General features: G+C 58.5%; 30 protein-coding genes and 1 tRNA gene. 17 read left to right on the top strand and 14 right to left on the bottom strand.

Annotation, left to right across the window (positions count from 1 at the left end):
* Window positions 1–2 precede the first annotated feature (2 nt).
* Together ACFWW2_RS19360 and ACFWW2_RS19365 are read right to left on the bottom strand one after the other, a co-directional pair.
* The gene (locus ACFWW2_RS19360; RefSeq protein WP_393930819.1) at window positions 3–2,003 is read right to left on the bottom strand and encodes a capsular polysaccharide biosynthesis protein; all 2,001 of its coding nucleotides are present in this window, start codon (window positions 2,001–2,003) and stop codon (window positions 3–5) included.
* A 3-nt stretch (window positions 2,004–2,006) separates the two neighbouring features.
* Window positions 2,007–3,281 (bottom strand): capsule biosynthesis protein, encoded by a 1,275-nt coding sequence (locus ACFWW2_RS19365; RefSeq protein ID WP_393930821.1) that lies wholly within the window; start codon window positions 3,279–3,281, stop codon window positions 2,007–2,009.
* Between the two features lie 148 nt (window positions 3,282–3,429).
* On the opposite strand from ACFWW2_RS19365, the gene ACFWW2_RS19370 reads away from it, so the two are divergent.
* From ACFWW2_RS19370 to ACFWW2_RS19405, 8 genes are all read left to right on the top strand, one after another.
* A complete protein-coding gene (locus ACFWW2_RS19370) occupies window positions 3,430–4,026 on the top strand; it encodes a riboflavin synthase (RefSeq protein WP_393931459.1) in 597 nt (198 codons plus the stop codon).
* Entirely contained in the window at window positions 4,019–4,501 is a 483-nt protein-coding gene (locus tag ACFWW2_RS19375; RefSeq protein ID WP_393930823.1) for a hypothetical protein, read from the top strand. The genes ACFWW2_RS19370 and ACFWW2_RS19375 overlap by 8 nt, the downstream gene beginning before the upstream one ends.
* 49 nt (window positions 4,502–4,550) lie before the next feature.
* The gene (locus tag ACFWW2_RS19380; RefSeq protein ID WP_393930825.1) at window positions 4,551–4,790 is read left to right on the top strand and encodes a hypothetical protein; all 240 of its coding nucleotides are present in this window, start codon (window positions 4,551–4,553) and stop codon (window positions 4,788–4,790) included.
* Window positions 4,768–5,325 carry a hypothetical protein gene (locus ACFWW2_RS19385; RefSeq protein WP_393930827.1) on the top strand — a complete coding sequence of 186 codons (558 nt, stop codon included), beginning with the start codon at window positions 4,768–4,770 and terminating at the stop codon, window positions 5,323–5,325. The genes ACFWW2_RS19380 and ACFWW2_RS19385 overlap by 23 nt, the downstream gene beginning before the upstream one ends.
* A gap of 288 nt (window positions 5,326–5,613) precedes the next feature.
* A complete protein-coding gene (gene ribB, locus ACFWW2_RS19390; protein ID WP_393930829.1) occupies window positions 5,614–6,744 on the top strand; it encodes a 3,4-dihydroxy-2-butanone-4-phosphate synthase in 1,131 nt (376 codons plus the stop codon).
* Window positions 6,744–7,283, top strand: a complete 540-nt coding sequence (locus tag ACFWW2_RS19395) for a 6,7-dimethyl-8-ribityllumazine synthase (protein WP_393930831.1) — start codon at window positions 6,744–6,746, stop codon at window positions 7,281–7,283. Before ribB ends, ACFWW2_RS19395 begins: the two co-directional genes overlap by 1 nt.
* A complete protein-coding gene (gene nusB / locus ACFWW2_RS19400; RefSeq protein WP_393930833.1) occupies window positions 7,280–7,747 on the top strand; it encodes a transcription antitermination factor NusB in 468 nt (155 codons plus the stop codon). Before ACFWW2_RS19395 ends, nusB begins: the two co-directional genes overlap by 4 nt.
* Window positions 7,748–7,796: 49 nt before the next feature.
* Window positions 7,797–8,114 (top strand): hypothetical protein, encoded by a 318-nt coding sequence (locus ACFWW2_RS19405; protein WP_393930835.1) that lies wholly within the window; start codon window positions 7,797–7,799, stop codon window positions 8,112–8,114.
* Here ACFWW2_RS19405 and ACFWW2_RS19410 read toward each other — a convergent pair.
* Window positions 8,111–8,929 carry a cyclase family protein gene (locus ACFWW2_RS19410; RefSeq protein ID WP_393930837.1) on the bottom strand — a complete coding sequence of 273 codons (819 nt, stop codon included), beginning with the start codon at window positions 8,927–8,929 and terminating at the stop codon, window positions 8,111–8,113. The genes ACFWW2_RS19405 and ACFWW2_RS19410 overlap by 4 nt on opposite strands.
* A gap of 354 nt (window positions 8,930–9,283) precedes the next feature.
* Here ACFWW2_RS19410 and ACFWW2_RS19415 point away from each other — a divergent pair, with 354 nt between their 5' ends.
* Window positions 9,284–9,547: a hypothetical protein gene (locus ACFWW2_RS19415; RefSeq protein ID WP_393930839.1), complete on the top strand. Its 264-nt coding sequence runs from the start codon at window positions 9,284–9,286 to the stop codon at window positions 9,545–9,547.
* Window positions 9,548–9,770: 223 nt separating this feature from the next.
* Here the strand turns inward: ACFWW2_RS19415 and ACFWW2_RS19420 are convergent, their stop codons facing one another.
* The 4 genes from ACFWW2_RS19420 to ACFWW2_RS19435 form a co-directional block, all read right to left on the bottom strand.
* The gene (locus ACFWW2_RS19420) at window positions 9,771–9,917 is read right to left on the bottom strand and encodes a hypothetical protein (protein ID WP_393930841.1); all 147 of its coding nucleotides are present in this window, start codon (window positions 9,915–9,917) and stop codon (window positions 9,771–9,773) included.
* Window positions 9,918–10,246: 329 nt separating this feature from the next.
* Entirely contained in the window at window positions 10,247–10,654 is a 408-nt protein-coding gene (locus ACFWW2_RS19425; protein ID WP_393930843.1) for an SRPBCC family protein, read from the bottom strand.
* Complete coding sequence (locus ACFWW2_RS19430) at window positions 10,651–10,968, bottom strand: ArsR/SmtB family transcription factor (RefSeq protein ID WP_393930845.1); 318 nt, start codon at window positions 10,966–10,968, stop codon at window positions 10,651–10,653. Before ACFWW2_RS19430 ends, ACFWW2_RS19425 begins: the two co-directional genes overlap by 4 nt.
* Window positions 10,965–11,387, bottom strand: a complete 423-nt coding sequence (locus ACFWW2_RS19435) for a cupin domain-containing protein (RefSeq protein WP_393930847.1) — start codon at window positions 11,385–11,387, stop codon at window positions 10,965–10,967. Before ACFWW2_RS19435 ends, ACFWW2_RS19430 begins: the two co-directional genes overlap by 4 nt.
* A gap of 111 nt (window positions 11,388–11,498) precedes the next feature.
* On the opposite strand from ACFWW2_RS19435, the gene ACFWW2_RS19440 reads away from it, so the two are divergent.
* Complete coding sequence (locus ACFWW2_RS19440; protein ID WP_393930849.1) at window positions 11,499–11,963, top strand: MmcB family DNA repair protein; 465 nt, start codon at window positions 11,499–11,501, stop codon at window positions 11,961–11,963.
* Between the two features lie 85 nt (window positions 11,964–12,048).
* Here ACFWW2_RS19440 and ACFWW2_RS19445 read toward each other — a convergent pair whose 3' ends face one another.
* Window positions 12,049–12,240 (bottom strand): DUF6324 family protein, encoded by a 192-nt coding sequence (locus tag ACFWW2_RS19445; protein ID WP_393931461.1) that lies wholly within the window; start codon window positions 12,238–12,240, stop codon window positions 12,049–12,051.
* A gap of 80 nt (window positions 12,241–12,320) precedes the next feature.
* Between ACFWW2_RS19445 and ACFWW2_RS19450 the strand changes: the two genes are divergently transcribed.
* From ACFWW2_RS19450 to ACFWW2_RS19475, 6 genes are all read left to right on the top strand, one after another.
* On the top strand, window positions 12,321–12,800 hold the full coding sequence (locus tag ACFWW2_RS19450) for a GNAT family N-acetyltransferase (protein ID WP_393930851.1): 480 nt from the start codon (window positions 12,321–12,323) through the stop codon (window positions 12,798–12,800).
* 43 nt (window positions 12,801–12,843) lie between these two features.
* Window positions 12,844–12,920 (top strand) — tRNA-His (locus tag ACFWW2_RS19455).
* Between the two features lie 92 nt (window positions 12,921–13,012).
* Window positions 13,013–14,041 carry an RluA family pseudouridine synthase gene (locus ACFWW2_RS19460; protein ID WP_393931463.1) on the top strand — a complete coding sequence of 343 codons (1,029 nt, stop codon included), beginning with the start codon at window positions 13,013–13,015 and terminating at the stop codon, window positions 14,039–14,041.
* A 160-nt stretch (window positions 14,042–14,201) separates the two neighbouring features.
* The gene (rpoH, locus tag ACFWW2_RS19465; protein WP_393930853.1) at window positions 14,202–15,098 is read left to right on the top strand and encodes an RNA polymerase sigma factor RpoH; all 897 of its coding nucleotides are present in this window, start codon (window positions 14,202–14,204) and stop codon (window positions 15,096–15,098) included.
* Window positions 15,099–15,223: 125 nt separating this feature from the next.
* Window positions 15,224–16,198: a Gfo/Idh/MocA family protein gene (locus tag ACFWW2_RS19470; RefSeq protein WP_393930855.1), complete on the top strand. Its 975-nt coding sequence runs from the start codon at window positions 15,224–15,226 to the stop codon at window positions 16,196–16,198.
* A gap of 9 nt (window positions 16,199–16,207) precedes the next feature.
* Entirely contained in the window at window positions 16,208–16,495 is a 288-nt protein-coding gene (locus ACFWW2_RS19475) for a DUF4389 domain-containing protein (RefSeq protein WP_393930857.1), read from the top strand.
* A gap of 77 nt (window positions 16,496–16,572) precedes the next feature.
* On the opposite strand, the gene ACFWW2_RS19480 is transcribed toward ACFWW2_RS19475, so the two are convergent.
* The 3 genes from ACFWW2_RS19480 to ACFWW2_RS19490 all read right to left on the bottom strand — a co-directional run bounded on the left by ACFWW2_RS19480 (window position 16,573) and on the right by ACFWW2_RS19490 (window position 21,053).
* Window positions 16,573–18,390 carry a M3 family oligoendopeptidase gene (locus ACFWW2_RS19480; protein WP_393930859.1) on the bottom strand — a complete coding sequence of 606 codons (1,818 nt, stop codon included), beginning with the start codon at window positions 18,388–18,390 and terminating at the stop codon, window positions 16,573–16,575.
* 63 nt (window positions 18,391–18,453) lie between these two features.
* Window positions 18,454–20,043 carry an ATP-dependent DNA ligase gene (locus ACFWW2_RS19485; protein WP_393930861.1) on the bottom strand — a complete coding sequence of 530 codons (1,590 nt, stop codon included), beginning with the start codon at window positions 20,041–20,043 and terminating at the stop codon, window positions 18,454–18,456.
* On the bottom strand, window positions 20,040–21,053 hold the full coding sequence (locus ACFWW2_RS19490) for a ligase-associated DNA damage response exonuclease (RefSeq protein WP_393930863.1): 1,014 nt from the start codon (window positions 21,051–21,053) through the stop codon (window positions 20,040–20,042). Before ACFWW2_RS19490 ends, ACFWW2_RS19485 begins: the two co-directional genes overlap by 4 nt.
* Between ACFWW2_RS19490 and ACFWW2_RS19495 the strand changes: the two genes are divergently transcribed.
* Window positions 20,994–21,272 (top strand): hypothetical protein, encoded by a 279-nt coding sequence (locus ACFWW2_RS19495; protein ID WP_393931487.1) that lies wholly within the window; start codon window positions 20,994–20,996, stop codon window positions 21,270–21,272. The two genes, ACFWW2_RS19490 and ACFWW2_RS19495, sit on opposite strands and share 60 nt — an antisense overlap.
* 29 nt (window positions 21,273–21,301) lie before the next feature.
* On the opposite strand, the gene ACFWW2_RS19500 is transcribed toward ACFWW2_RS19495, so the two are convergent.
* From ACFWW2_RS19500 to ACFWW2_RS19510, 3 genes are read right to left on the bottom strand one after another with little or no spacing between them, the layout of a single operon-like run.
* On the bottom strand, window positions 21,302–21,478 hold the full coding sequence (locus ACFWW2_RS19500; RefSeq protein WP_393930865.1) for a hypothetical protein: 177 nt from the start codon (window positions 21,476–21,478) through the stop codon (window positions 21,302–21,304).
* Window positions 21,478–22,428 (bottom strand): alpha/beta hydrolase, encoded by a 951-nt coding sequence (locus tag ACFWW2_RS19505; RefSeq protein ID WP_393930867.1) that lies wholly within the window; start codon window positions 22,426–22,428, stop codon window positions 21,478–21,480. Before ACFWW2_RS19505 ends, ACFWW2_RS19500 begins: the two co-directional genes overlap by 1 nt.
* Window positions 22,429–22,430: 2 nt before the next feature.
* Window positions 22,431–22,721, bottom strand: coding sequence for an SCP2 sterol-binding domain-containing protein (locus ACFWW2_RS19510; RefSeq protein ID WP_393930870.1), 291 nt, complete (start codon window positions 22,719–22,721; stop codon window positions 22,431–22,433).
* Window position 22,722: the final 1 nt, after the last annotated feature.

Genomic DNA, 22,722 nt, shown 5'->3' on the forward strand with positions numbered 1-22,722 from the left:
GATTACCGCCTCCACAGATGCGCGTAACTCGCCAGCAGCCCCTGCAGTTTCGCCAGCCCACGATTGAACCGGCCCGGCGCAGGCACATCATCATTCTCCAGCCGGTCCACGATCACCTCCACCGGGCAGGCCAGACCGGTGACCGGGTCGAAATAGCGCGGATAGGCGATCAGCGTCGCATGCACCAGTGCGGCCAGATCAACCCGCGCGGTGCGCCGGGTAACGGGCATGGCCCGATCATCGGTCAATCCCCAGCCTGCATAGAACGGCGTGCCCAGACAGGTCACCCGCTTGCGGCGCAACAATGCCTCAAAGCCCAGAAGCGAGGTCATGGTCCAGACCTCATCCACTGCATCTATGGCGGCAATCGGGCCGGCCTTTGTCAACACCACATCGGCGATCTGATCGGCATCGGTCACAGCGCCCGGACGCAATCCGGCCTCCACATCCGGGTGCGGTTTGTAGATCAGCACCGCCGCCGGATTGGCCTCGCGGACGGCCTCCAGCAGGCCACGATTGGTTTTGACCTCCGCGCAACCCAACCGGATCGAGGCATCGTCTTCCACCTGACCTGGCACCAGAATGCGGCGACCTTTGGGAAGGGCGGCCAGCTCAGATCCAAGTGCCAGATTGTACTTGGAAAGCCGCGCATCGGTGATCCGGTCGATCAGAGCGGCTGCGCGCGCGCGCGACCCTGCATCCAGATCGCCTGCTGCGTTGATTAGCGCCTCCAACCGGCTGGGGCGGGTCGCGTCGTAATAAATCCCCATATCGTCTAGCACGAGGCTCAGCGGCGGGATCAGGTCCGCACCAAGGCCCCGCGAGCGTAAAAACCCGTCCTCGACCAGCACCGCATCTGTCCGACCGGTGCTGGCCCAAGCCATCAGACGCCGCTCCGTGGCCTTTGCCTTGGCGAAGGCCCCCTCGCCATCCGCAAAAATCACCCGGCGGGGTTTGCCGAACACCTTCTGCAACACGCCCCGTTTCCACAGCCGCATATCCGCCGCCACCCAGCCGCGATAATCGTCGCGCGCCGCCTGCGCCATGGCCGTCATCGTCGCCACCGCCTCTTCGAAACTGCAAAGCCGGTCGTGATAGGGGTCGTACCAGATCGGGTAAAGGATCATGGCCGCCGCAAACAATTGTACCCGCGTCAGATTGCGCTGGCGGCGCTGCAGCGGTGTGCGGTCGTCCGTCAGCCCCCAGCCCATATAGAATGGCTGGCCAAACACGATCGGCTTGTGGCCCGCCAAAATCGCCTCGAACCCCATTTGCGAACTGACCGTATAGACCGCAATCGCCCCCTCCAGCAGAGCCCAGGGCGATACCGGTTGGTCACACAGGCTGATCCGGTCACTGGCTACATCATCCTTGAAATACCCCTCGCGATGCCCGCCCAACGTCTCCGGATGGGTCTTGATCACAATCCGCGCACCCGGATGTTCGGTCTGGGCGTAAAACAACATCTCCTTGAACGTGTTGCTATCGGCCCCGCTTGCGGTGACAGATGCATCCTTGCGGGTCTGATCAATGATCAGCACATAGCCGGCATCCGGGACCGGCAGGGCTGGATCACAGGCATTGTATTTCGACAGATGCCCTGCCTGCATTGCCGCGATCCCGGCGCGGGCACGGTCCAGAAGGGCGGTATCATCCAGCGGCTCTTCCGTCAGCAGCATCTCCAGATCCGACGGCACCGCCGGATCGAAATGCACGCCGCGCCGGTCAATATGCAGGCCAATCGGCACATCGCCATCGCGGCCCAACCCGACCGAGCGCAGGAACGCATCCTCGACCCGCACCACCGGCACATCACGGCGATCCGCCACCGCCTCGCCCCGTGGGGCGGTCGGGCTTTGGCCCCAGACGCCGACGCTGTCGCCCTCACCCGGCGCACCAAGGCGAATGTCATAGCCTGCCAGATCCATGATGCGGCGCACCCGGCCCTGAGTCAGAAACCCGCCATTATAGACATAAAGTTGCGTCCGGGGGGGATCAGCCACCAATCAGCTCACAATCTTCAAGGGCTGGCGCGGGGCATCCATCTGCAATGCATCGTAAGGATCAACATCCGACAACATCATATCGACCACCTCGCGCAACAGCTGTCTGCGGCCACGGGACGAATAAAATCCCCCCGGCACCTGGCTGGTTTCCAGCAGGAACCGGCGGTAGTCGCGATAGGCGCCCGCATTGGGGCGGCGCGGATTGGCGAAGAAATCGGGCAGCGGCTGGTCCGACACAAATTCCGGCTTGTCGAACACCGCTGTGCCGAACGCCCGTAACGGGATCCCCCGCCACAGGGCCTGCTGCGCGGCGGTGGAATTGACAGTGACAGCACTGCGCGCCTGATCCAAAAGCGGGGCCAGCTTGCCACCGCGCACGAAATGCACACGCGCGGAAATCCCGTGTTCGGCAGCCATACGGGCAATGATGCGGCGCAGCGGCAAACGGCCAATTTCCAGCGGATGGGCCTTGAACACCAGATGGTGATGGCCCGGCGCGCCCTTGGCAAAGCCGTCGATCACCAGCTGCAGAAAATCCTCCATCCGGGCAAAGGGGGAATGGGCCTGAAAACTGGCATCATGTTCCAGTTGCAGCAGCACCAGATGATAAGGAAATCCGCCAAACCGGATTCGCATTTGCGCGATCCGGCGAGACAGGGCGGCAAAGGGCATCAGCAGCAACCGCTTAGTATAAAGCATCGCCTCGCGGCCTACAGGCAGGCTGCGATGGCGGGTGAAATGGCGATAGCGCTGGTTCCGGAACAGGACAAACCAGTGATAAAGTGCGCCATAGAACACATGCTGGCGCATATCGCCCCAGACAGCAGGGGGCGGGTGCATGTCATGGTCAGAGGCCGCAAGGGCGGCGGCCATATCCGGCACCGACATGTCCATCAGGCGCGAATGGCCGTTGGAGCCGCCCCGCTCATAGGTCACCCAATAAGGGCGCAGATACCCTTCCTCAAACACGTGGATACGCAGACCGGCGGCGCGGGCGATCCTGACGGCGGCGGCATGGATCGGGCGGATATCGCCATAGAGGACCAGATTGGTAATCTGATGTTCGGCAATTAGGGCAGACAGCGTATCGGGCCAATCCTCGGGCCGACCCAGATAGGGGATGTAACCTGATCCACGCCAGAACGCCTGATCCCCCGCATTGAACCCCACGCGCCACACCTTCGCCCCGGTCGCCTGCAACATGCGGCCAAGGCGCGCAAAGAAGGGTCCATGCGGGCCCTGCAGAAACAGAAAATGTCTGGGTGTCTGGGTCACCGACGCATCATATCCCGATGTGATTACAAAGCCGTTATGCCATAAGTTCCGGCCGGATACAGGACATACATGATCTGTCGGCGTGGGCATGGCTTGTCTGCCACAAGGCAAGGGGCTAGGTCTGGGGCAAGCAACAGGGGATCAGGCCATGTTCACAGGGATCATCACCGATCAAGGCGAAGTGCTTGCGCTGGAACAGCGCGGCGACCTGCGGGCGCGGATCGGCACCCGCTATGACATCGCAGGAATCGATATCGGGGCGTCCATCGCCTGCGACGGTGTCTGCCTGACGGTGATCGCGCTGGGGGCAGAGCCGCGCAATTGGTTTGATGTGGAAATCTCGGCGGAAACCGTTGGCGCGACCAATCTCGATAGTTGGACGGTGGGACGGATCGTCAATCTTGAACGGGCGCTCAAGGTCGGGGATGAGCTTGGGGGTCATATCGTCTCCGGCCATGTGGACGGCGTGGCCGAAGTGGTGGGGATGCAGGAGGAAGGCGACAGCACCCGCGTCACCTTCCGGGCCCCTGACGAACTGGCGCGCTTTATCGCGCCCAAAGGGTCCGTTGCGCTCAACGGCACGTCGCTGACGGTGAACGAGGTCAAAGGGCGCGATTTCGGCATCAATTTCATCCCGCACACCAAATCCGCCACGACTTGGGGCAAGGTGGCGATGGGTGACAGGATCAACCTGGAAATCGACACCATGGCCCGCTATGTCGCAAGGCTGCGCGAATATGGTTAAGGTCGACGTCAGATACGATTTCCCGCAAGGTAATCCCAATCCGTTCGACCGGAATTTCGACGCGCATTATTTCGTTGAGGCCAGCGGATATTCAAATCTTGGCCATCAAGAAGCGTTTGGAATGGATGCGCTGACACGTCATGTGCCAATAGGATATAAAGGTCTGGCTGTTTGTCGGCGGCTCTACATGGTGAGACGGGGCGAAATTCAGGAAGACTGGCGTCCAGGCGCGGATAGAGCTCCTGATTGGAGTGCAGCGTTTGCGGTTTTGGGGCAGCGTGAAATAGATCGTTTTGTGCCGGACTGGGGACGTAATACAAAGTCCTATTGGCTGTCCAAACCCGGCCAGACAGACGGTCGTGGCGGGCATTGGGACAACTTGCGTACCTGTTTGAACGACGCCTTGACCCTGTCGAAGGAAAGGAGCATGCGGATGCTTGTCGTCCAGGTCGTCGAAAGTCACAATTGGCATTAAATTCTGAACATGGCGTTGTTGATAGATCAGCACCTCCATGATTGACGAAATGAAACCCCTGGTTTTGCAATCAATTGAGGATGAGACGGGCGATCGCTGCGTCGATATCATCCGCCTGCCTGATGGCAGTTACACCTACCGCGAATGCAGACGTGACCCCGAGGATGGGCATGGTTGGCGTCACCTTTCGGGTGCGATCCTGACAACCTTTGACACTGCGGCTGCAGCGCGGCAAGCTGCCGGGGAAGAAGTTGCATGGTTCAAAGATGACAGCAGGGATCGGACATAATTCAGGCCGGGTAATCGAACCCGGCCATAGCTGGCGCAAACATGTCTGGGCCAAGGCGCGCAAGGATTTGATGCCGACCCTGCCTGTGGAAATCGTGCGGCTGCGGGTGAAACGGGCGGCCCAGCTGGGATTGCCTTACAAGACTTATGCCGGCATCCGGGCCAGTTCCGGGCATGACCTGATCGGGTTCATGTTCTCCAACAACGCCTTGCATGTGCTACGGGACGGGCAGGAGCTGCCTGCCGACCGGGCCGCAAAGCTTGACGCGCTGGTTGACACAGCGCGGACCGGTTTGGGGCATAGACCGGTGACACCGACCCATCTGGCGGCCCTGCCGGGGATCGACAGGGCCTTTACCGCACCACGGTTTTCCGACAGTTGGTCGCAGATGCGGGACCGGATGCGCGAAATCATCATCAGCCAGGGCCAGCCCGCCGACCGCTTTGTGATGATCGGCGACACGGCGTTCGAGCGTGAATGGGCAGAGGCCGCACAGATGGCAGGTTATCTGAGTGCCAGGCAATTCTTCCGATAGGATGGGTCAAGACTCATCTTACAAAGTCCTAACGCCGCGGTAACACTTTCATCGTTCGGTGCGGTAATCCGGGGATTTGGCCGCAAACGGTCCGACGCAAGTCCGACGTTTTGCCGACGTGATGCCGACCGCGCATTTCGCAGCATTCATTGGGATTAACCCACGATTCGCCGCCGTGCGCCGATCACGCTGTTGCGCACCCCACCGAACGTTGCGTTTCCCCCCATCACTCTTTCCAAATCCCGGGCGCTGGGCTATCTGGCCTCTAACAGCCCAACGGGGATTTGCATGAACCAGAATTTCGAAACACCCGGCCAGGTCGAACGCGACTGGTCCGACGCGATCAGCAGCATTGAAGAGATCATCGAAGACGCCCGCAATGGCCGGATGTTCGTCCTTGTCGATCACGAAGACCGCGAGAATGAGGGCGATCTGGTCATCCCCGCCCAGATGGCCACGCCGGACGCGATCAACTTCATGGCCACGCATGGCAGAGGCTTGATTTGCCTCACACTTCCCGGCGCGCGGATCGATGCGCTGGGCCTGCCGCTGATGGCCTCGCACAACTCATCGCGCCACGAAACCGCCTTTACCGTCAGCATCGAAGCGCGCGAGGGCGTCAGCACCGGTATTTCCGCCCATGACCGCGCGCTGACCGTGGCAACGGCCATCGACGCCTCCAAAGGCGCCGCCGACATTGCAACGCCCGGCCACGTCTTTCCTCTGCGTGCCCGTGACGGCGGCGTCCTTGTCCGCGCTGGCCACACAGAGGCCGCAACCGATATCGCCCGCCTCGCCGGCCTCAACCCGTCCGGCGTGATCTGCGAGATCATGAAGGAAGACGGGCAGATGGCCCGGCTGCCCGACCTTGTCGCCTTTGCCCAGTTGCATAACCTGAAGATCGGCACGATCAGCGATCTGATCGCCTATCGCCGCCGCCACGACAACCTGGTGCGCGTGCGTGAAACTAGCACGATCACATCGGAATTCGGTGGCGAATGGGAGCTTCGGATTTACACCGACGAAACCCAAGGCGCGGAACATATCGCCTTGATAAAGGGCGATATTTCCACGCCAGAGCCTGTGCTGGTGCGCATGCACGCGATGGATCCGATGCTGGATGTGGTCGGTGTCGGACCGAAGGGGCGGCGCAATGAATTCGGCGATGCGATGAACGTGATCGCAGCCGAAGGGCGCGGCGCGCTGGTGCTGTTGCGTGACGTCCACATGAAGCTGGAGACCGATGAAGAGGTGTCACCGCAGACTTTGCGGCAATACGGGCTGGGCGCGCAAATCCTCAGTTCGCTCGGCATCCACGAAATCGAGTTGCTGACCAATTCCCCCAAGCCAAAGGTCGTGGGCCTTGACGCCTACGGACTTGAAATCGTGGGCACCCGCAAAATTTCGGAGATCGGATAATGGCCGGACCGTCCCATCACATCATGCCGCTGCCGGAGTTCGACAAGCCGGTGAAAATCCTGATCGTCGCATCGCCCTATTACAAGGATATCAGCGACCACCAGATCGCCGGGGCCAAGGTCGAGATTGAAAAGGCCGGGGCGACATGGGACATCGTGCATGTGCCCGGTGCGCTGGAAATCCCCACCGCCATCGGCATCGCTGAACGGATGTCGAATTTCGACGGCTACGTTGCCCTTGGCTGCGTGGTCCGGGGCGAGACGACGCATTACGACACCGTCTGCAACGACAGCAGCCGGGCGGTGCAACTGCTTGGTTTGCAAGGACTTTGCATCGGCAACGGCATCCTGACGGTCGAGACTTACGAACAGGCCGCCGTGCGTGCCGATCCTGACCAGATGAACAAGGGCGGGGGGGCGGCTGCGGCAGCCTTGCACCTGATCGCGCTCGCCCGTAAGTGGGGCAGTGCCACCAAGGGGGTCGGCTTTACCAAGGAAATTCAGCTGGCCGGTGATGCGGACGGCAAGACGACAGCATGACCATTTCGAACAATCAACGTCGCAAGATGAAATCCGCTGCCCGGCTTTACGCCGTGCAGGCGCTGTTCCAGATGGAGGCATCCGGCCAGACGGTCGATGCCGTCGTGGCCGAGTTTGAGGATCACCGGTTCGGTGCGACCTATGAAGAAGGCGAAATGGCCGAAGGCGATGTCGATACGTTCCGTCTGCTGATGGAAAATGCGGTCGATCATCAGGCGGCGATTGACCAGATGACGGACCGGGCCTTGGTGGCCAAATGGCCGATTGCCCGGATCGATCCGACTTGGCGGGCGCTGTTCCGCGCCGCCGGAGCAGAACTGATCGACAAGGCAACCCCACCCAAGGTTGTGATCAGCGAATTTGTCGGTGTGGCCGAGGCTTTTTCAAGCGATGGGAAAGAGCCGAAATTCGTTAATGCCGTGTTGGATCACATGGCACGCGAGGCGCAGCCCGACGCATTCTAGCTTGCCCTTAACCCCGATAGACTTATCTTGGAGGACAAAGGGGATCGCTATGAAACCAGCACATGAACCCGATCTGATGCGGCTTTACCTGCGCCACTGCGCCATCGGCTTTGCCCTATCGGCGGTCTTTGTGGCGATGATCCTTTGGTTCGATGTTGCGCGGATTGGTTCACTGGTAGCCGGGTCGGATGTCGGTTGGCTGGCCGTTTTCCTGCTGTGGTTCTTTCACGGCACGGTTTTTGGCAGCGTGCAATTTGCGGTGACCATCATGCTGAATGCAGACGATGATGATGACGAACCGCGCGGCGGCAGGATGATCCCGGTGCGGGTCGCGGCCCCGGCAAGGGCCGCAAACCGCCGAGCCTAGACCATCGCAAAGATGCGGGCAGGGCCGCCGGAACCGCCCTGATGTTTGGGTGCGCCAATGACAAGTGTAGCGCCAGCAGCAGGAACCTGATCGAGATTGGCAAGGCATTCGATGCCGAAACGCCCTGTCGGCAACCACGCATAATGCGTTGCAAAATCAGCGGAAATGCCGTGATCCAGTGACAAGGTATCAACTGCCATCGATGTGGCACCCGTTTCTTCGATCAGCATCTGGGTCGCTTCGATATGAAAGCCGGGATAGTGCTGTGCAGTCCCATCAAAATTTCTGAAACCGTCGCCATCAACCTTTGGGCCCCAGCCCGAATGCATGGCCACGCAGGCATTCTCCGGAATATCGCCATTGGCCGCGATCCAGGCCCGCAGATCATCAGGGGTGACCTGTGTGTCAGCGTCCTCAGCCGCGCGGGCCGCGATATCGACCACGCAAAGGGGCGCAACCAGGCTTTCGATCGGAATCTCGTCAACCGAAGCGCCGTCTTCGGAAAAGTGCAGCGGCGCATCGATATGGGTGCCGGTATGTTCGACGACCATAATGCGGTTGTTATTGAATCCATCCGTCCCGAAGGATGCGAGCGTTTCCAGTTGCATGCCGGATTCGCCGAAATAGGTGGGGAAATTGGGATGCAACATATGGGTCATGTCGGTGACGGCGCCATGACCACCCGCCAGCGCAGGCGGAGCGGCCGCCGTGACGCCAAGTGTTGCACCGGCCCCAACCGCCAGCGAACCTTTGAAAAACTGTCGCCGTGACAGCATCTTGTCCTTTACCGCATTCATTACACAGATATCACACATCGTTCGCCTCCACATTTTGAATGGTCAAAGGGTGCCTGCCAGCGGTCGAAAAGCAAGGTAATTGTTTCTTGGCAAAGGATGGTGGAACGGCTGGCCGTCGCCGGTGAACCGGAACATCAGTCACCGAGCCGATGGGATTATTGTGACCCCATAATAGCGGACCGGGCGGCAACATATCGCTGACCCATTTCGATTTTTCGTGTGATTTCAAGTAAATCGGTCCAAAATAAACCAAAGATATACGATCATAAACCTTTTGTTTGCTGACAAAGTGTTCGCCTTGACGTTCAGTGTAGAGGCTCGACGGCAACTATAAAGAGTTCAGGCATCGTTGATTTAGAACGGATTCGCGCCATGCTGACTAATCGATTTCAACCCATCAACCTGAACGATCTCGACCAAAAGGCCGAGGAGTTGGAGGGCCAAGCAGACAGGGTTGTTGGTGCGGCTGGCGTTTTGGATGAGCGTAAGCTTGAAAACAGCAAGGTTGATGCAGCAGACCGAGCAGAGCAGTGTCATGTCGTAGAGGACATAGGGCATGACACTGCGCCGCGCTGGACCTCGCGGGTTATCGGTGCTTTGCCGCTTGGCAAAGGGCCGCGAAAGCACAGCAAGTAGAACAAAGGTGGCGGGAACCGCAGCAACCGTTTGGGATTTTGTTCCCGAGGACCTGTATGTACAGGTGGGCGCCAGATAATCAGACCAGGGTCAGAACAGAGCCAGCTCCCTCGGATTTGCTTAAGGCCACTGGAATGTAACCCCGTATTAACGCGAAGAGCAGAAGCCCGCCTTGCTAACAGTTAGGGGGCAATGGGCGCTTGGGCAAGATGCGATGCAGGCTTTATTCCTGAACATCCGCTTTGATCAGCCAACCTTGGGGACCAACCATTTCGATCGGGGCATAAGCGAGCAGCGCCCGTTCAGCGACACCGACAGTCAGAAGTGCCATGCAAACCTCGAAAAAGGTGATATCTGCAAAAATCGACATGGTCTCACTCCTCAGTTCGTCTGACCTCTTTTTGCACCTTAAACCCGACGAAAAAGTGACCGATGAGTGGTTTTCCGCCTATTAATGGAAGGTTGCGGCCCCAATTGCGCCACATTTCCGAGCGGTTTCGATGAACGCATTATCGGCGGATTTCTGCTTATCTTCTGAAAAGAAACAAGAATATCGTTTGGCGAAGATGAATGCGCAGATTTCAAGGGGTTTTCGCATGTCGCCGTGTCGGCTATGAAATTCTGCCGGAAACCGGCGATGCCTCTGGAGATTCGGGGAAAGCACCGCCAGTTATTGTCATACGTGTCACCCTTGGGCGATTAACCGGCATGGATATCCGCGCGCAAACGCCCTAGATGATCGTCCCAACCCTTGTCGAGCGCCAGGGTCAGGTCAAACGCGGCCTCACCCGCGGGCAGCCCTTCGTGCAACAGGTTGAGCCGGGTCCCGCCCGGCACATCCTGCAAGGTCCAGGTGACCGTGCTGACCGCATCGCCCATCGGCTTGATGGTGAATGTATAGCGCAGCAGATCGTGCGGTTCCGCATCCAGCACCTCGCCCCACATCAGCTTGTCACCGCTTTCGGTGCCGAACATTTCGTAGGGGGCGCCTGATGCAAGGGTTTTGGCAGGTTTGTGAAACCAGATCGCAAGTTTGTCAGGATCGGTCAGATAGGCCCAGACATCCTGCTTGCTAGCGCGCAGGTAGATCGATTTGTTAATGGTCATGTGGTGTCCTTTTCAATGGCGGATTTCAGGGCGCTCAGGCGGTCATCCCAGAAGGCATCGAAGTAGTTCAGCCAGTCCAGAACGGGGGCCATCCCCAGCGGATTGAACGTGTTGATGCGCTCGCGCCCGCGCGGTTGCACCGTGATCAGCCCGCCATCCGACAGCACGGTCAGGTGCTTTTTGACGGCGGCGCGGGTCATGTCGAAATTCTCAGCGACTTCGGCGATTGTCATGTCGCGGTCGCGCAACATGATCAGAATGTCGCGGCGGGTCGGGTCCGCCAGGGCGCGAAAGGTGGGTTGTGGGCCCGTCATTGGTCGACCGGCAGAAAATCGAAAGCGCCGTCCTGATACAGGAAGGTGATGCAGGGTTCGGTTGATACGCAGCTGCTGACATGGGGCAGGTTGGCCGGCACCAGATAGAAGGCACCAGCGCCCAATGGCGTGCCCGCATCAGCCGCGGTCGCCGACATATGGGTCATCGTGCCAGAGATCATGACGCCGAACATGTTGGCGGATTTGATATGGGGTGGGCTGACGGTGCCGCCGGGCAGGCGCACCATGGACATGTAGGGCTCTGACATGCGCGTGCCGTGCAGATCGGCAAAGGCAACGCCTTCTGGCGTTTCCACCCAGTCAAGTGCGGCTGGGGTGATTGCGGTGATCGCATCTGCGTTGGCCATGCTGGCGGATGTCGCGGTCGCCACCAGGGCGAGAATGGTAAGTGTTCTCATAAGGCACTCCAATGTGATACTTTTTGGTATTATTTGAATATGAAACCGATGGGTATCATGTCAACAAAATTCTGAATTGATTTTTGTTCACGGATTGTTCATGTTTTTGCCATGCCCGATGACGTCAGCCAAAACACGCTTCTACCCGGCCAATTGCTGGCCCGCGGCGTGGGCCGCCATTTGCTGAGCCATGATTTTGTCTCGGTCGAGGAATTGGTGCCTGCATCCGGCCTGCGGGTCGATGTCATGGCACTGGGGCCGAAAGGTGAGGTTTGGATTATCGAATGCAAATCCTGCCGAGCGGATTTTCAGGCCGATCACAAATGGCAGGGTTATCTGGAATGGTGTGACAGGTTTTTCTGGGCGGTCGACAATGATTTCCCGACCGAAATGCTGCCTGATGATACCGGTCTGATCCTGGCTGATGGCTATGACGCCGAGATTGTGCGCATGGGACCAGAGATCAAACTGGCCGCGCCACGACGCAAGGTGATGGTGCAGAAATTTGCACGTCACGCGGCGATCCGCGCGCAGGCCGCGCGTGATCCAGGGTACTCTCCCGAACGCATGTTTTAGGGGGGCAATTCCTTATCTAAGGAATTGGACAAAATCCTTGAGAAGGATTTTCCACAGACTTTTTGCAAAGTCTGTTTTGCCGCTGCTACCTTTTCCTGATCGCACGCGCTGCGACTGCGGCGGCGCGGATTTCCTCGGCGATTTCGTCGGCCTCTTCCGGGTCGAAATCCATGGGTATCTCTGTCCCGTCCGCCTCGATGAAAATCCGCACCATGCCAAGGTCCGTCGGCCCAATCTGCATATTGGCTTCGATGTCGCGTTCGCTGTTGATACCCATGGTGATCCTCTTGATCTTTGGGTTTTGTCCTACAGGCGATAGCGCTTGAATGGCAAGGGTCGGGTTGGCAAGCTGGCGCCATGACATTCACACTTCGCCCTTTTGCTGCCAGCGACGCGCATTGGCTCATTTCCCAGCACGCCGACCACTATGCCAAGGTCGAAGGGTTCGATGATACCTTTCCGGCATTGGTCGCAAAAATTGTCAGGGCTTTTCTGGCCGATCATGATCCCGCATGCGAGGCCGGTTGGGTTGCCCATGATGGCGATACCCGTCTGGGCCATATTTTTTGTGTCCGCCTGGATGGTGAAACCGCGAAGCTGCGCCTGTTTTATGTGGTCGAGGCCGCGCGTGGTACCGGTGTGGCGCAGGCATTGCTGGATACCTGTCTGCAATTTGCCAGGACGGCTGGCTACAAGGGCATGACCCTCTGGACCCATGAAAGCCACGCCGCAGCGGGCCGTATCTATCGCCGCAACGGGTTCACGCGGCTTGATGCCAAACCGGTCCATTCCTTTGGTGTCGATCTGGTGGAAGAGACCTGGCAGATTACCCTCTGAAGGTCTTGCAATCATGGCACCTTGGCGCTAAATCCGGCGATGTGCCGCCTTAGCTCAGTTGGTTAGAGCGCTTGATTGTGGATCAAGAGGTCCCTGGTTCGAGACCAGGAGGTGGTACCACTTTCAAAATTCAAGAATTTTGAAAGAGTGTGGGTAAGCGATTGACGCAGTCAATTGCGGCCACACCCGGTGGCAATTGGAGTGCAATACAGTTGATAACCACCGTCACCTTCCAAATCGGCCCAAACCCGCCCCCGCGCCTTGATAAGGCATTAGGTCGCGATGTTCCTGACGACGCAGCCCTTAGCCGGTCCCGCTTGGCAAGGCTGGTCGCGGATGGAGCCATCAGCGTTGATGGTCAGGTCATTACCGATCCGCGGTTTCGGATTGCCGAAGGCGCGCAGGTGGTCGTGACGGTCGAGGAGGCCGAGGAAAGCCATATCAGCGGCGAAGATATCCCGCTGGAGGTGGTATTCGAGGATGACGACCTGATCGTCGTCAACAAACCGGCAGGCATGGTTGTGCATCCCGCACCCGGCACACCGGGCGGCACAGTCGTCAATGCTCTGATCCATCATTGTGGTGAGACGCTGTCAGGTGTTGGTGGCCTCAAACGCCCAGGCATTGTTCACCGGATCGACAAGGACACAACCGGTCTGCTGGTCGCTGCCAAATCCGACCGGGCACATCATCATCTGGCGGATCAGTTTGCTGCGCATACTGTGGCCCGGCGCTATCTGGCGGTCTGCTATGGCGTACCAGATGCCAATGATCCGCGTTTGCGCGGGATCAAGGGCACATCGTTTGAACCGGGGAACATCCTGAAAATCCAGACACTGCTGGGTCGACATAAAACCGACCGTCAGCGGCAGGCGGTATCGTTCACAAACGGGCGTCACGCGGTAACGCGCGCCCGCATCATGACCCCTCTGGGTCAGCCACCCGCCGCTGCGCTGATCGAATGCTGGCTGGAAACCGGACGCACGCACCAGATCAGGGTCCACATGGCCCATTGCGGTCACGCATTGATAGGTGACCCAACCTATGGCGGCAGGCGCAAACTCTCGCCCAAGGCGGTGGGCGAGGGCGGGGCGGACGCAGCGGCGGCTTTTTCACGGCAGGCGCTTCATGCGGCGACGCTGGGATTCGCTCATCCAGTCTCAGGCGAGTTTTTAGAGTTCGAGGCGGAAATCCCCGCAGATATGCGCGAATTACTGCGCGCGCTTGGCGATAAGGGCTGAAATAATCAATCGCATGTGCGTGAATGCACTTTAATGTGACTTTTCAAACTAAACAGATCAGTTCATATTCTCTTTACGAAAAGTTCATACCTAGTCTTGAAACGTCACGTCAACGATACCATATCCATGTTAAGCCTTTAAACATTAGGAGGGCACGACAGTGAGTAATTATAAGAATCTACCAGCACCATCACCAGAAGGTGGGCTGAACCGTTACATGCAGGAAATCCGCAAATTTCCGATGCTGGAACCTGAAGAAGAGTACATGCTGGCCAAGCGCTGGGTGGATCATGAAGACACCGATGCTGCCCATCAGATGGTCACATCACATCTGCGTCTGGCTGCAAAGATTGCAATGGGTTACCGCGGCTATGGTTTGCCGCAGGCCGAAGTGATTTCAGAGGCCAATGTGGGCCTGATGCAGGCCGTCAAACGCTTTGACCCTGAAAAGGGGTTTCGTCTGGCGACCTATGCCATGTGGTGGATCCGCGCCTCGATCCAGGAATATATCCTGCGGTCATGGTCGCTGGTCAAACTGGGTACGACATCCGCGCAGAAAAAGCTGTTCTTTAACCTGCGCAAGGCTAAGAACCGCATTGGTGCGCTTGAAGATGGCGATTTGCGGCCTGAAAACGTCAAACGTATCGCGACCGATCTGGGCGTGACCGAGGACGAGGTCATTTCGATGAACCGCCGTCTATCGGGCGGGGATGCATCCCTGAACGCGCAAGTCGGCTCTGATGGTGAGGGCACCGCCCAGTGGCAGGACTGGCTTGAAGACGAAAGCGCCAATACCGCCGCCGATTATGAGGCCCATGATGAGCTGGATGCGCGTCGCGAATTGCTGGCCGAAGCGATGGACGTGCTGAATGATCGCGAAAAGGACATTCTGGTTCAGCGCCGTCTGGCCGAAGAAACCGTGACGCTGGAAGATCTGAGCGGTCAGTATGATGTCAGCCGCGAACGGATCCGCCAGATCGAGGTACGCGCTTTCGAGAAGCTGCAAAAGAAAATGCAGGAACTGGCGCGGAAAAAGGGCATGCTGGTCGACGCGTGAACCTGACCTGAATGCAAGAATTGATCCCCGTCGGTCCATCCGGCGGGGATTTTTCGTATCGAAAGAGGATGGCACCTTTCCCTTAGGTCAGCGTTGGCGCTAACATGCCGCCCAAGGAGACTGCGATGACACCAATCAGATGGGGTATTCTGGGGGCGGCTAATTTTGCTCGCGAACATATGGGCCCTGCCATACATGCCGCCAAGGGGGCCGAATTGGCGGCACTTGCGACGGCAAACCCCGAAAAAGCAAACGGTTTCAGGGCTTTCGCCCCGGGATTACGGCTGCATGAAAGCTATGACGCCTTGCTGGAAAATCCGGCGATTGATGCGATCTATATCCCCCTGCCCAACCATCTGCATGTTGACTGGACCATCAAGGCGCTCGACGCGGGCAAGCACGTGCTTTGCGAGAAACCAATGGCGTTGCAGGAAGACGATTTCGACGCACTGATCGCGGCGCGGGACAGGTCCGGCAAACTGGCGGCTGAGGCATTCATGATCGTCCACCATCCGCAATTCATCCGTGCGCGCGAACTGGTGCAGAGCGGCGCGATCGGAAAGCTGGTGCATGTGGATGCTGCGTTCAGTTTCTTTAACGATGATACGGGCAATATCCGCAATCAGGCTGATGCTGGCGGCGGGGGCCTGCGCGATATTGGGGTTTATACGTTCGGATCAGCGCGATTTGTCACGGGGGCAGAGCCTGTGGCGGTGCCGCATGCAAAGCTGCGTATGGAAAACGGGGTTGATGTCTTTGCCCAGGTGGCGGCGGAATTTGATGATTTCACCTATTCTGCCGTCGTGTCGATGCGGATGTTTCCGTACCAGCAGATCACGTTTCATGGCGAAAAAGGCGTGCTGCGGCTGACCTGCCCTTATAACGCCAATGTTTTCGATATCGCGCAATTGACACTGGAAACAGGCGGGCAAACCGTTACCAGCGAACGCTGGCCTGCGGTCAATCATTATGTTCTGCAGGTCGAAAACTTCGGCAAATCGGTGCGTGACGGGGCAGAATACCCATGCCCCCTTGAGTTTTCGCGCGGGACGCAGAGAATGATGGATATGGTCTTTGCCGCCGGGCTACCGGCGGATTAGGAGGGGACAATGGCGAAAGATCACAAAGCGGCCGACACCGACGGCGACGCCGATTTTGAAAACATCTGGCTGCGGGCAGTGCACATGGTGATCATCGCGTTTCTGATGAGCATTGCCAGTTCGCTGCTTGGCTTACTGACCATTGCGCAGTTCGTGATCATGTTGTTCAACAAGCGCGAACCCAATGAACAACTGGCCGAAATCGGAACGACGATGGGTGTCTGGATGGCCAAGGCCGCACGATATCAGACGGCGGCGAGCGAGGTGAAACCCTGGCCCTGGACGGAACTGGACTAACGCGCGCCGTTCATTGTGAGGCTCGTCGTCAAGCACAAGCGGACGTCCTCGGGGGCACCCGGGACCTTTTGAAGGGTTTACCCCTCCATCGCCTCCAACTCGTCGATGAACCCTTCGATCATTGCCAGGCCTTTGTCCCAGAATTTGGGGTCTGACGCGTCCAGACCGAAGGGCGCAAGCAGTTCTTTGTGATGCTTGGATCCACCGGCGCGCAGCATGTCGAAATACTTGGCGCGGAAATCCGGATCGCCTTCCTCGTAGACCGCATAAAGCGCGTTCACGAGGCCATCGCCGAACGCGTAGGCATAGACGTAAAATGGCGAATGCACGAAATGCGGGATGTAGGCCCAGAAGGTTTCGTACCCTTCAGCGAAGTCGAACACTGGCCCAAGGCTTTCGGCCTGCACGGACATCCAAAGCGCGTTGATGTCATCCGGCGTCAACTCGCCCTCGGCCCGGGCGGCGTGCAGTTTGCATTCAAAGTCGTAAAACGCGATCTGGCGGACGACCGTGTTGATCATATCCTCGACCTTATTGGCAAGCAGGACCTTGCGTTCCTGATCGTTGGCCGCGCCCTCAAGCATCTTGCGGAAGGTCAGCATTTCGCCAAAGACCGATGCGGTTTCGGCCAGAGTCAACGGGGTTGAGGACAGCAATTCACCTTGTTCCGCTGCCAGAACCTGATGCACTCCGTGCCCCAACTCATGCGCCAAAGTCATGACATCACGAGGTTTTCCCAGATAGTTCAGCATCACGTAAGGATGCACCGGCGTCACGGTCGGGTGCGCAAACGCGCCCGGTGCCTTCCCCGGTTTGACCGCCGCATCAATCCAGCCATCGGTAAAAAACGGCTTGGCAATATCCGCCATCTTGGGATCGAATTCGGCATAGGCAGTCATGACCGTGTCGCGTGCTTCGTCCCAATCGACGATCCTGTCGCTTTCCAGCGGAAGCGGTGCATTGCGGTCCCAGACCTGCATCTGGTCCAGCCCTAACCATTTGGCTTTCAACGCATAATAGCGGTGCGACAGACGAGGGTAGGCGGCGACGACGGCATTGCGCAACGCCTCGACCACTTCAGCTTCCACATGGTTGGACAGGTGCCGACCGGTCTGGGGTGTCGGCATTTTGCGCCAGCGGTCCTCGATCTCTTTTTCCTTGGCCAACGTGTTGTGGACCCGTGAAAACAGCTTGATGTTATCGTTGAACACCTTGGCCAGCGCATGGGTTGCGGCCTCGCGTTTGGCGCGGTCCTGTTCGGTCAGCAGGTTCAATGTGGCTTCAAGGCTCAGCGCCTCGCCATCCACCTCAAATTCCAGTGCTGCCATGGTTTCATCGAACAGGCGGTTCCACGCGGCTGAACCGACAGTGGATTGATCATGCAGGAATTTTTCCAACTCGTCTGATAACTGATGCGGCTTCATCGCGCGCATCCGGTCAAAGACGGGTTTGTAGCGGGCAAGGTCGGTGTCTTTGGCCAGCAGCCCGGCCAGATGATCATCATCAAGTCGGTTGAATTCAAGGCTGTAGAAGACGAGCGGTGTGGTGAAATTGGTGATCTGGTCCTGACAATCGGCCATGAACTTGGCGCGGTCGCTATCCGTGGTGATCTGGTAATACCGCAGGCCCGCGAATGACATGATGCGCCCGGCGATGACATCAATCTGTTCGTAGCGCTGTACGGCTTTCAACAGCCCCGCCGCATCCAGTTCCGCCAGCTTGCCTTCGTAAGTCTTTGCAAAATCTGCACATTCCTGTTCCAGCCAGTCCAGATCGCGCTTCAATTCGGGGGCGTCAGTGCTGGGATAAAGATCGGTCAGGTCCCATTCGGGCAAATCACCAAGGTTCTTGCCACCGCTGGCATTGGCGTCGAAAACAGGCTGGGGAAGATGCATCTTTCACCTCTCGTTGGATTATTTGACGCTATATAGGTTGACGCGACGACAGTGGAAAGGCTGTCAGCCATAGGTGGCCAGCATTTCCTTAAGATCATCAAGCGTGTTCGCCTCGTCCACAGGTTTGTCCTTGCGCCAGCGCAACATGCGGGGAAACCGCAGGGCGACGCCGGATTTGTGGCGCGGGCTGGCCTGGATCCCTTCGAAGGCGATTTCGAACACATGGGTTGGCGGCACCTGCCGGACGGGGCCGAAACGCTGCAGGGTGTTCTTGCGGACCCAAGCGGTGATTTCGCGGAACTCGGCATCGGTCAGGCCGGAGTAAGCCTTTGTAAATGGGACCAAATCATTGCCTTGGCGAACCGCGAATGTGTAGTCAGTGAAGAGATTTGCGCGCCGCCCGTGGCCAGCCTGGGCATAGATCATCACTGCGTCGATGGTCAGCGGGTCGATCTTCCATTTCCACCAGTCGCCGCGCTTGCGCCCCGACAGATAGGGGCTGTCCAGCCGCTTGAGCATCAGGCCTTCCGCGCCGATGTCCCGGGATTGGTCCCGGGCCTTGGCGAGGTCGTCCCATGTCTGGAATTGTACAGCCTCGGAGAGACGAATAGGTGTTTCGATAGGGGCTTGATTGATGAGCATTTTCAGATGGTTACGCCGATCCTTGAGTGGGGCGTCGCGGATATCTTTGCCCTCATGCTCCAGCAGGTCATAGGCCATCAGGATCACGGGCGCTTCGGTCAGCAGTTTTTTCGGCACTGTCTTGCGCCCGATGCGTTTTTGCAAGGCGTTGAAAGAAAGCGGTTTTTCTTCGGCGAAGGCAAGGATTTCGCCGTCGAGCACGGTTCCGTCGGGCAGGTAATCTTTCAAGGTACTGAGTTCCGGAAAGCGGTCGGTCATCAGGTCTTCGCCGCGTGACCAGAGGTGATGTTCGCCGCCGCGAATGATCAGTTGGCCGCGGATACCGTCCCATTTGCGTTCGGCGTTCCAGTCAGCGGGCGGGCCAAGGTCATCAAGACTATCCAGTTGATAAGCCAAATAAAAAGGGTAGGGGCGAGACAGGTCGGCAGTGGGATCATCCGCTTCGATCAGGGTGTCCCAGGTGGCCGTGTCGGGCGTCCAGTTGCCCATCAGTTTGTGGGTCAGCTCCGGTTCCGGCTGACCGGTCGCCTGTGCCAACGCGCGGGTAATTAACTTGGCGCTAACCCCGATCCGGAAACCGCCCGTCAGCAGCTTGGTAAAGAGAAACCGCTGTGTTGTGGGCAGGCTGTTCCACGCTTTCAGAATGCCGGCCTTGCGGTCCTCCTCCTCCAACGTGGAGAGCGTTTTTATGGTATTGATCCAATAGGTTAAGGATTGGTCATCGTCATGTTCGGCGGGCGGCAGGACGAGCGCGATAGTCTCGGCGAGGTCACCGACGATGCTGTAGCTTTCCTCGAACAGCCAGTCGGGCAGGCCTGCAACCTCGGCCGCCCATTCGCGCAACCTGGTCGCAGTGATCGTCCGCTTGGGGCGACGACCCGTGAAGAGGGCGATTGTCCAGAGCTTGTCGCTGGGATCGGCGGTGCGAAAATAGTCGGCCAAAGCTGCGGTTTTGACCGTGGTCTTGGTGGACTCATCAATGCGGGTGAAGAGGGTGGCGAAGTCTTTCATGCTTCGCTTTCCTCAGAATTATCAAGGCTTTCGCCGTGGTAATCCGTGCTGACCACATGGGCGTCATAGCCTTGTTCCGTCAGCCAGCGCTGGAAGACGGAGGTGTAGCCATGAGTGGCGAAAATTTTGGTGGCTCCGGTCGCCCGGATCGCATCATTCAACCCGTCCCAATCGGCATGGTCAGACACGATAAAGCCCCTGTCGGCAGCACGGCGGCGGCGCACTCCGCGCAAGGCCATCCAGCCGCTGGCAAAGGCGGTTGAGGCGGGGCCGAAGCGGCGTGTCCATGTGGTGCCAAGGGCGCTGGGGGTCGCCAGGACCAGCGCGCCGGGGTGGGTTTTGGCGGTGATATCGGCGGTGGCGTAGGTTGTCTGGGGCAGTGTAATGCCCTGATTTCGCAGCACTTCATTGGTGTTTTCAATCGCACCATGGGTCAGGATCGGGCCGATATCGGGGTTGACCGTGGCGAGCAGGCGTTGGGCCTTGCCAAGTGCGTAGGCCCCAAGAATGGAGGTGCGCCCGGCAGCGGCATTGGTGGCCCACCAGTTGTTGATTTGCTCAGTCAGGATGTCCTGCGGGGTCCATTTGAAGATGGGCAAACCAAAGGTGCATTCGGTAATGAAAGCGTGGCATTTGACAGGCTCGAACGGTTCGGACAGGCCGTCCGCCACGGTCTTGTAATCGCCCGAGACGACCCAGACCTCACCTTTCACCTCGACCCTGATCTGGGCTGATCCGGGGACGTGACCGGCGGGGTGAAAGGACACCTTTGCGTTGCCGATTTGCCTGTCTTCGCCGTAGTTTATGGTATCCAGAGTGATCTCGCCAAGCCGGTGACGCATCACGGGTGCTGTGCCCGTCGTTGCCAGATAGCGCCCCATGCCGGGGCGGGCGTGGTCGCTGTGGCCATGGGTGATCAGGGCCCTTTCCACGGGTTGCCACGGGTCGATATGGAAATCGCCAGCAGGGCAGTAAATTCCGCGATCGGTGAAGGTGAGGACATCGGCCATAGGGCAAATAATAGCGCGCAGTTTGCCGGCGTCACGCAACGTTCGGTGGTGCGGGCAACATTGCGCAACACCCCGAATCGCAAAACTTGCGAAACCTTCGTTAAAACAGGGGTTTTGTCGAAAAGGGGCGGTCGGCGATGCGTCGGCAAAGCGTCGGACTTGCGTCGGACCTTTTTGCGGCAAATTCCGTGGTTAAGGGTGCGCGCGGTGGAAATGTGAACCCAGCGTTAAGATTTGAACGCGCGGAATTAACCCGACAGATGCTCTAGTATCGTGCTGATCAGCTGGACTGAGATGATGGCGGAGAGCGTCAGGCCAACGACGCCCGGATCGTTTTTCTTTATCAGGACATACCAGCCGTAAAAGATCAGGAAAGAAAGCCCGAGCAGATTGATATAGAGGATGAAGGCTTCGCCGTTGCCCATCACGCGGCTTGTGTCACCAGCTGGGTATCAAACAATGCTGTTGTCTGGTCGATGATCGTCTTTCGGATCCGGGGGGCGTCCATCAGCATTTCATGCTGGCCTTTGGCGATGGTATGCAGGGCGCCGCCGGACCACTGGCGCATTCTTGACTGGATGCGTCCGGGGTCAACGATGGCCTCATCGCTGCCCAGAAAGGTGATGCAGGGCAGATCGGGTGAAGGTGCGAGGCTGAGGTTATGCATTTCGCGCAAGGATGTGTTGAGCCACCGCAAGGATGGGCCGCCAAGGGCCAGGTCGGGGTGTGTATTGAGCTGTGTGCGCAGCTTTTTGAACATCTCGGGGTCGTTGGTCAGCGTATTACCTTCAAAATCCGCGCGTAACACGTAGGATTGTTCGAACTGGCCGGGGGCGAGGCTTTGATCAAACCCAAGTGGTGTGCTGACTGCCGAAAGCCCCCAGGCGACAGGCCGCAGGGCGGTGGACATCTGGATGCCCCACATCGGGGCCGAAAACATCGCGGCTTTGACATCCAGCCCTTCCATCAGGGCGCGGAGCCCAATGCAGCCACCCATGGAATGACCGATCAGGAAATAGGGGCGTGGCAGGTCCAGCGCCTTGGCATGGGCTACAACGGCGGCGACATCCATCTGATAGTCGGTGAAATGCCCCACATGCCCGATGGCCCGGTTGGTCAGCAGCCGGTCGGCGATACCTTGCCCGCGCCAGTCAATGGCCAGGCTGGCATAGCCGCGGTCATAAAGCGCCTTGGCCGTCGCCCCGTATTTTTCGACAAATTCGGTGCGGCCCGGAAAAATCAGGACCGTCCCCTTGGCATCGGCTGGTTTCCAGTGGCCCACGCGGATGCGCAGACCATCGGATGTGGTCAGCCAGTGGGCGACCCCCCCGTGAGGTGCTTCGGCGATATCGTCAAAGAGGGGAGCCTTTTCCATGGTTACGAAAGCACGCCGGACAGTTTCATGGCCTGACCCATATCGCCATCGACGGTCAGTTTGCCGGTCATGAATGCGGTTGTGGGGTTCAGTTCGCCGTCCAGAATGGATTTGAAGGTTTCGGTGTTGGCGGTCAGTGACACATCGGTGTCTTCGTCGCCTGCGCGCGCGCCGTTTTCGTCGATGATGATCGACCCTTCGTCTTCGATGACGAATTTGGCGGTGCCGTCAAAGCCCGCTCCGTCCATTTTTGCGTTCAGGGCGGCTACGGCCTCGGTCACAACGTCGCTCATG

Origin of the sequence: Yoonia sp. R2-816 (assembly GCF_046762905.1) — a bacterium.
Classification (GTDB): Bacteria; Pseudomonadota; Alphaproteobacteria; order Rhodobacterales; family Rhodobacteraceae; genus Yoonia.